Raw genomic sequence first — 5,288 nt, forward strand, 5'->3', positions numbered from 1 at the left:
CGCAGGTGGTGTTGCTGGCGTGGTGGTCGTGCTGCCGGAGGTGGTGTTGTCCGCCGGAATCGGCAGCGGTGTGGCCGCCTGGGCGAGAAGCATCGCGTCGGCGGAGGTTGCGGCCTGAGCGGCCGGCACGGCCAGTGTTGCCACGGCCGCAATTGTCATGAAAATACGAGCTGTCATCTGTGCTTCCCTGCTGGCGCAAACTCTAGGGCATGGCTTATTGCGGGGGAAGTGCGAATTCAGCTTTTGAGCCCCGCTAGCGGTAACATGATACCACAGTAGATTAATCGGCTTTTTTCGGGGGTTTTTCTTGACAGGGTACGGGGGTCAACGTATTCAGCCCGGCATTGAGCGGGGTGCGGAACCGTTGTTTCGCATCCCTTATCTTTGACCCCGTAACACCAGAGACAGTCAGATGACAACCTATTCGGCGAAAGCCAAGGACATCGTGAAGAACTGGGTGCTGATCGACGCCGAGGATCTCGTCGTCGGGCGCGTTGCCGCCATCATCGCCAACCGTCTGCGCGGCAAGCACAAGCCGACCTTCACGCCCCATATGGATTGCGGCGACCACGTCGTCGTCATCAATGCCGAGAAGATCCACTTCACCGGCAAGAAGAAAGAGCAGAAGAGCTACTTCCACCACACCGGCTATCCGGGTGGCATCAAGGAGCGCAATGCTGGCAAGATCCTCGACGGCAAGTACCCCGAGCGCGTGCTCGAACTCGCCGTCAAGCGCATGATGTCGGGCGGTCCGCTGTCGCGCCAGCAGATGACGCATCTCAAGATCTACGCAGGTGCCGCGCATCCGCATGACGCGCAGAGCCCCCAGAAGCTCGACATCAAGTCGATGAACCCCAAGAATGCGGTGAGAGGCTGATCATGGCTGAACGCAAATCCCTCGCTGATCTCGGCCAGGCCATGGGCGTTGCCCCGGCCGGCGGCGCTGCCGCACCGGCTGCTCCCCTCAAGCCCAAGATCGATGCCCTCGGCCGCGCCTATGCGACCGGCCGCCGCAAGAACGCCACCTCGCGTGTGTGGATCAAGCGCGGCAAGGGCAAGATCACCGTCAACGGCAAGCCGATCGAGACCTACTTTGCGCGCTCTGTCCTGCGCATGCTCGTGCAGCAGCCGCTGGTGACCGCCAACCGCGCCACCGAGTTCGACATCGACTGCACCGTTTCCGGCGGCGGCCTCTCCGGCCAGGCTGGCGCGGTTCGTCACGGTCTGTCGCGCGCGCTCACCTATTTCGAGCCCGAGCTGCGTGGCGCCCTCAAGAAGGCAGGCTTCCTGACCCGCGACCCGCGTATGGTCGAGCGCAAGAAGTACGGCCACCCGAAGGCCCGCCGCAGCTTCCAGTTCTCGAAGCGTTAAGCCACAGCAGATTTCCATCTGCTTTTTCAGAGGGGCTGCCGAAAGGCGGCCCCTTTTTCGTTCTGGTGCCAGCCAGCATATCCCAGAAAGTGTGGAATGCTTTCAGGGAGCGTGGTTGAGGTCGGTAGAAATGCCGGAGCTGCGGCAAAGAGGTGCCTTACGAATCTAGATAAAATTATTGCGCCCCATAAGGGAATGTAACAGTGATACGGCCTTGATACTTGACGTAAGGCGACCACGTGTGGCTTCCGACAGCTTGGCAGATCAAGAATTTCTCAGCAACGACTGCCGCGGTATTCAGCATCTATTTTTTCACTTACTTCCTTGTGTGGGCTGTCACCACTCCACTGCAGCACTCCTTGATTCCCGAAATCACTGCATATGCAAGCCTGCTGTTCCTGCCGCACGGGATTCGTGTTCTTGCCACGTCGCTGGTTGGCGCAATGGCGATCCCCGGAATGAACCTCGCTGAGTTGCTGGGCAACTACTGGTTCTGGGGCATCGATTCCGTCGTTCCGCTGGTCGCCGTTTCCATTGCCAGCGGAACTGTCACCTGGCTCGTGTTCGAAGGTCTTCGGAATGTTCGGATCAATGGGTACTACATCAATGTCACATCCGAACCGCCGCCGTTTCACGTCTTTTTGCTGGCCGGGATTCTGGCATCGACCGCCAATGCCTTCCTTGTCACCGCCATCATGGAAGGCGGCATGACTGTCGGACACGTGACGCCCATCCTCGCTGCATATGTGACAGGTGACACTACGGGACTGCTCGCCATCATGATTGCGACCAAACATGTCATGCCGTTCGTTGGTCAGGGCGCTGATTGGCAGCCAATCTCACGCGTGGCGCACTCTCCGCATTTCTTCTGCAGTGATCAGGGCAGGGTGGCTGCAACAAATGAGTAAATGGCATTTCGGAATTGTTTAACGACGATTCCAAAATTCAAAAAGACATTGCAGATGGACCCATGGAGGTTGTCATTTGCAAGCCTTGGATTTATTAAATTCACTTTCTTTTTCCAGATTTTCTCTTGCGCATATATCGAAGCGATGAAGAGACGGGAGCGCGGACCGCGGTGCAGTGTTCATGAAGGTGACTGACGAACTGCCCGTTCGCTTGATCCTGATCGCCATATCGGCCGTGTCCTGGGCGGCCTTTGCCTATGCCTACGCAATCGGCTTCGATTTTGTAAAGGAAGCACCCGGCGTTCACCTGGTCTATCTGCCCGCTGGCCTGAGGCTTCTTCTGCTGCTGATTTTCGGGGTTTGGGGCGCCATAGGAATTGCCATTGCCCACCCCATCGTTGTCTGGACGCAATACGGTTCACCTGGCATCGCATTCACAATTGCACATTCCCTGATTTCAGGTTTTGGCGGTTTGCTGGTGCTCAAAATGTCGCGCAGATTATTTGGAGTATCCCCAAACCTCGAGGGACTGCGTGCTCGACATCTTCCGCTTCTCTCGTTGCTGATGGCGATCGTGATGCCGTTCCTGTTCGGCATTGACCTGATCGTGTTTGATATCCGCCCCGCAAGCGAGGTCGCCATGACCTATTGGGGAATGCTGCTCGGCGACTTCCTGGGCTGCTTTCTCGTGCTCGCCCTGGGGCTGCTGCTTGTCAGATCCTATCGTAAGTTTCGTTCAGCATCACGCAGCAGCAGGCAATAAGCAGTGAGGCATCTGCGGTGCCTGGGCAGCAGTTGCGCTGGAAGCGGAGAGCCGATGCCTTTAGGCGTTGTCCCGGTCTGACTGCTCTCAAAGTGCCTTGGAGATTTTCTTGAATATGGACTTTGCCTTGGCGGTGACTTGAAGAAGCACCACCCGGCCGTCCTCCGCATCTTCCTTGCGTTCGATCCAACCCGCTTCAACCAGCTTCTGCAGCCGCGTCAGAACAGTTGGAAGCGTTCCAAAGACCTGCTCGTTCTTGATGTCGGAAACCCGGATCTTCGTGCTCGAGAGGTTGGCGGAGGCAATCGTCTGCAGGAGTTCCCTGGATGTGGGATCAATCTTGTGTACGCCATGCTTGCGTTCAGCCTCAGCGATGGTGTCCTTCAGTTCGATGTACTTCATCATGTCCAACGCTCCCGCCCGGCAGTAATCTCAAATTGATTTGAATTATTATATGTGACGGTATTCTGTGCGCGCACCACTGTCGAGAGGGCACCCGAGATAAATTGCGTCTTCCACTCTGTTTTGAGTGTTTCCCGCAGTTTGGTGATGCGTCAGGAGCGACTAACGCAGAACGCGCGCATTTCTCAACGACGTGTTGAGCAAAAGTGGGATTCAATCTGCCATTGCGGGGCAGCCGAGGGTATGCAGCGTTCCATCACGCTTGGCCGAGGGCACCTCGAAGGCGGTTCTCGAACTCCGAGAAAGCCTGTGCACGCATATTTGCGGCGCATGCCTGGCAGTTGAGGCGCTGGACACCGAGTTGATGGGCATCGAGGCTGTCATAGATCATGTCAAAGACCGCCTGGGTCCTGGGCGTGATATCGAGCAGCATGACGCGCTTGTCTTCCGGATCCTCGGTGCGCGTGATCCAACCGTCATCGGCGAGCTTGCGCAGTCTGCCGATGACTGTAGGGAAGGTGGAGTGCCCTTCCCGGGTGATATCACTGACCCGGATTTTTCCGTGGGTGAGGGATGCGCAGGCGATCATCTGGAGGATTTCCTTCGAGATGACGTCAAGCGCGCCGAGTCCATGCTCTTTCTCGGCGGCCGATATGGCTGAAATCAGATTGACGTAGGACATGAGTACCTACCTTCTTACGGGATACACCAGACAAAACGCCTCGGTGCACGAAACGTAAATCAGTATATTCGCAGAGAAATAAGGGAAAACCCGTATGAATTCCCTGCCAAAATGCATGCCTGACGGGCTGAATTGCCGCCAGTTACGTCTGAAATCAGGAGCTTGGTTCGCTGTTCCCGGTCGATGACTCGATCAGGTTCGATATCAGGTCGAATGTGGCGAGTGTCTTGGGCGTCGCTTCCAGAAGGACCGACCGCCGGTCCTGGTCGTCGCCGCGGCGCTCCACCCAGCCGCCATCGACCAACTTCTTGAGCTTGGCGCTGATGGTTGGGAAGGTGCCGTGTGCCGAGTTCCTCATCAAATGGGACACGCGCATCGGCTCGTTGTTGACGTGCGCATGGGTAATGGCATGCAGCAGTTCGCGCATCATGAAGTCGAGTTCGTGCAGTCCGTGCTGTTTTTCGGCTTCTACGATGGCCTGGCGGAGCGTTGTATACTTCATGGTCTTCCTCGTGGAGGCCTCCCAGGCTGCCCCGTGAGTTCAAGTCCCCTTAATTGCATCGTTCGAACTGTATAGCTCAATCAGTATCACTATTACCATTTATACTATATTGTTTTTTTGGCAACTCAACAACTTCTGATGTTGCAGCGCGGCAGGATTCAGACCGAAAGCCGTTAAAAAATCTTCAAGCATGCCTGAATTTGCAGCAATGACACCTACAAATAGGCGCTCTCCTTGGGTGCACACCTCCTGATAGCATATTGTAACGTAAGGGGAACTTCCCGCTTGCCTTCGGCCCGGGTGTGGTCAGAATTTAGGCGCAGGGCTCCAACCGGGACGAAGCTTTGACTGCCTTCTCATCTTCGCAAGTACGGAATTTTGCAACGACCAGTGCCGTGCTGTTCGCGATCTATATGGCGTCCTACATCGTCGTCGCTGTGGTTGTCTCACCAGTTCAGGAGATGATTCTCCCTGACGTGATACGATTCGCGAGTCTGCTGTTCCTGCCGCATGGGGTGCGGGTGCTGTCCGCCTCGCTGCTGGGGGCGAAGTCGGTGCCCGCCATGGTGCTGGGGGAACTCGCCGGGAACTACCTGTTCTGGCACAGCGCTGGCCCCACGACGCTGGTGATGAGTGCACTCACTGCCGGCACGGTGACCT

8 protein-coding genes are annotated in these 5,288 nt (G+C 56.7%); 5 read left to right on the forward strand and 3 right to left on the reverse strand.

The genetic code is table 11. The features are described from left to right. Nucleotides 1-412: 412 nt before the first annotated feature. The 4 genes from rplM (at nt 413) to WCJ41_RS19940 (ending at nt 3,042) form a co-directional block, all read left to right on the forward strand. Nucleotides 413-877, forward strand: a complete 465-nt coding sequence (gene rplM / locus WCJ41_RS19925; RefSeq protein WP_336907586.1) for a 50S ribosomal protein L13 — start codon at nt 413-415, stop codon at nt 875-877. Nucleotides 878-879: 2 nt separating this feature from the next. Further along, a complete protein-coding gene (gene rpsI, locus WCJ41_RS19930; protein WP_336907587.1) occupies nt 880-1,371 on the forward strand; it encodes a 30S ribosomal protein S9 in 492 nt (163 codons plus the stop codon). 239 nt (nt 1,372-1,610) lie between these two features. Then, on the forward strand, nt 1,611-2,279 hold the full coding sequence (locus WCJ41_RS19935) for a hypothetical protein (protein ID WP_336907588.1): 669 nt from the start codon (nt 1,611-1,613) through the stop codon (nt 2,277-2,279). A gap of 181 nt (nt 2,280-2,460) precedes the next feature. Beyond that, nucleotides 2,461-3,042 (forward strand): hypothetical protein, encoded by a 582-nt coding sequence (locus WCJ41_RS19940; RefSeq protein ID WP_336907589.1) that lies wholly within the window; start codon nt 2,461-2,463, stop codon nt 3,040-3,042. 87 nt (nt 3,043-3,129) lie between these two features. On the opposite strand, the gene WCJ41_RS19945 is transcribed toward WCJ41_RS19940, so the two are convergent. From WCJ41_RS19945 to WCJ41_RS19955, 3 genes are all read right to left on the reverse strand, one after another. Then, nucleotides 3,130-3,447, reverse strand: a complete 318-nt coding sequence (locus WCJ41_RS19945; protein ID WP_336907590.1) for a winged helix DNA-binding protein — start codon at nt 3,445-3,447, stop codon at nt 3,130-3,132. Nucleotides 3,448-3,700: 253 nt separating this feature from the next. Beyond that, complete coding sequence (locus WCJ41_RS19950; protein WP_336907591.1) at nt 3,701-4,126, reverse strand: MarR family transcriptional regulator; 426 nt, start codon at nt 4,124-4,126, stop codon at nt 3,701-3,703. Nucleotides 4,127-4,280: 154 nt separating this feature from the next. Further along, nucleotides 4,281-4,628: a winged helix DNA-binding protein gene (locus WCJ41_RS19955; protein ID WP_336907592.1), complete on the reverse strand. Its 348-nt coding sequence runs from the start codon at nt 4,626-4,628 to the stop codon at nt 4,281-4,283. Nucleotides 4,629-5,104: 476 nt separating this feature from the next. On the opposite strand from WCJ41_RS19955, the gene WCJ41_RS19960 reads away from it, so the two are divergent. Beyond that, the coding region (locus WCJ41_RS19960; protein WP_336907593.1) for a hypothetical protein at nt 5,105-5,288 on the forward strand (184 nt) is incomplete at its 3' end.

The sequence above is a fragment of the Aestuariivirga sp. genome, assembly GCF_037139295.1.
In the GTDB taxonomy this organism is placed as follows: domain Bacteria; phylum Pseudomonadota; class Alphaproteobacteria; order Rhizobiales; family Aestuariivirgaceae; genus Aestuariivirga.